Origin of the sequence: Pseudoalteromonas sp. S554, assembly GCF_005930865.1 — a bacterium.
GTDB classification, from domain to species: Bacteria; Pseudomonadota; Gammaproteobacteria; order Enterobacterales; family Alteromonadaceae; genus Pseudoalteromonas; species Pseudoalteromonas marina.
Genome location: NZ_PNDV01000133.1, coordinates 1 through 2,244, shown reverse-complemented (window position 1 = coordinate 2,244; position 2,244 = coordinate 1). Strand labels below are relative to the sequence as shown.

The 2,244-nt window shown below is 58.6% G+C and carries 2 protein-coding genes and 1 pseudogene; 1 reads left to right on the top strand and 2 read right to left on the bottom strand.

Going from position 1 to position 2,244, the window contains the following annotated elements; genetic code table 11:
• Window positions 1-165: 165 nt before the first annotated feature.
• Together CWB65_RS19150 and CWB65_RS20285 are read right to left on the bottom strand one after the other, a co-directional pair.
• A complete protein-coding gene (locus CWB65_RS19150; protein ID WP_011347539.1) occupies window positions 166-1,197 on the bottom strand; it encodes an IS3 family transposase in 1,032 nt (343 codons plus the stop codon).
• A pseudogene (locus tag CWB65_RS20285) lies at window positions 1,164-1,253 on the bottom strand (transposase); the annotation flags it as partial. The gene CWB65_RS19150 and the pseudogene CWB65_RS20285, both read right to left, overlap by 34 nt.
• A gap of 28 nt (window positions 1,254-1,281) precedes the next feature.
• On the opposite strand from CWB65_RS20285, the gene CWB65_RS19145 reads away from it, so the two are divergent.
• The coding region (locus tag CWB65_RS19145) for an MFS transporter (RefSeq protein WP_138741261.1) at window positions 1,282-2,244 on the top strand (963 nt) is incomplete at its 3' end.

Sequence of the window (2,244 nt, the reverse complement as noted above, 5' to 3'; positions counted from 1 at the left end):
ACACTCTCAGGTCGCTGATGGTGCCAAGGCATGAATATCAGGTCCGAGGATCAGCTCAGCGGATTAGCGATAAGCCTAATGGCTGTCGCGTCCGCATTGACTGTGGCAAACGTGTACTTCAACCAGTCCATGTTGCCCGTGACGTGCTCCCCTGATTGTTACCAGTCAGAGGTAGAGTCCGGCTCCTACATGATGGTTAGTTGAGGTGATGGCAACCTGTCTGGGGGCATGCTCCCAGACAGGTTTACCGGCTTTCTCGGCGGGGGTTCTCCCGCCCAATTTCGAGTGCGGCCTTACGTGGTTGTAGTCATGCCGCCAGGCATCAAGCACGAACCGGGCATGCGGCAGCGACGTGAACAGCGTCTCGTTGAGGCATTCGTCGCGCAAGCGCCCGTTGAAGCTCTCGACGAAGCCGTTCTGCATTGGCTTGCCCGGGGCGATGTAGTGCCACTCGACCCGCCGCTCCTGCGACCAACGCAGGATGGCCGACGAGGTCAGCTCGGTGCCGTTGTCGCTGACAACTGTATGCGGCTTGCCGCGCATGCCGATCAGCCGCGTCAGCTCCCGCGCGACCCGCACGCCCGAGAGCGACGTGTCCGCCACCAGCGCCAGGCATTCCCGCGTGTAGTCGTCGACCACGCACAGGATGCGGAACCGCCGGCTGCAGGTCAGGGTATCGGAGACGAAGTCGAGCGACCAGCGCTGGTTCGGTCCATCCGGCAGCACCATCGGTGCCCTAGTGCCCAAGGCGCGCTTGCGGCCACCGCGGCGGCGTACCCGCAGGTTCTCTTCGCGATATACCCGCAACAGCTTCTTGTGGTTGGGCGTAATGCCCTCGCGCGCCAGCAGATAGCCCAGACGCCGATAGCCGAACCGGCGACGCTCCGCCGCCAGTTCGCGAAGACGCTGCCGCAGCGGACCATCGTCCGGCCGCGACGATCGATACCGGATCACCCGCCGGCTCACACCGACCAGGTTGCACGCCCGACGCTCGCTCAGCCCGTGGTGTTCACGAGCATGAGCGACGGCTTCCCGCTTAGCGCCGGGCGTTACCATTTTTTTGTGGCTAGATCCTTCAGCACCACGTTGTCCAGCATCGCCTCGGCCAGCAGCTTCTTCAGCTTCGCGTTCTCGTCCTCGAGTGCGCGCAGTCGCCGTGCCTCGGACACCTCCAGGCCGCCATACTTCGACTTCCATTTGTAGAACGTCGCCGAGCTGATCCCATGGCGGCGGCACACGTCCGCCGTCGCCATCCCAGCCTCCTGCTCCTTCAAGATCGCAATGATCTGCTCTTCGCTGAACCTGCTCCGCTTCATATCCGTCCGACTCCTTCGCGTCGGACTCTACTCAAAATCGGTCACATTTCAGGGGAGCACGTCACCCGCCATAGCGGCAGAATTTGGAACCAGTCCTCAAGAAGCGGGATCAATTGCGACGGTTTCTCAGCTTGGTTACGCGCTGGGCATCGTTCTAGTTGTTCCTCTCGGGGATCGAAATGAACCACGGTCGCTGGTTAGGTACCTCCTGGCTGGTGTCGCGCTAGCCCTCTTTGCCGCTTCGTTCTCACCCTCTCTTGGTGTCCTGGCCACTCTGAGCTTCGTGATCTGTATGGGTACATGTGTACCCCAAATCGTGTTACCGCTTGCAGCCGGTCTTACCCGGCCTGAGAGACGAGGACGAGTAATAGCAGCGGTACAGACCGGTCTCGTACTCGGCATCCTATTTTCCCGAATGCTCGCTGGCATAGGCGCCAATTCGCTGAGATGGCGGAACGTATACCTCATCGCTTCAATCCTAATGGTGATATCAGCGGTTATCCTTCCGGTTATATTACCCCGACGAAGGTCAGCAATTAAACCTATTCCTTATCTTTCACTTATTTCGTCGCTCTTGCACTTGTTCGGTAGAGAAAGAGACCTCCGCCTTTCTTGTCTTTTGGGTGCCGTCGTTTTTGCCGCGTTTTCGGCATTCTGGACGACAATCAGCTTCAAACTAGCGCAGGCCCCCTTCAACTTCGACTTAGCAGAAACCGGTCTGTTTGCGCTTTGGGGCGGCATTGGCGGCCTAGCCTCCCTTTTGGCAGGCGGACTTATAGATCGGTTTGGCTATGATAGGGTGAATGCATTCTCGATAGCGTTGACTGCATTCTCATTCATCATCGTATTAGCTCTTCGCGACAGTTATATCGCCTTGGTCGTCGGAGCTAATCTTGTAAGCTTCTCTCTTTGGGGTTCTAGGGATTTT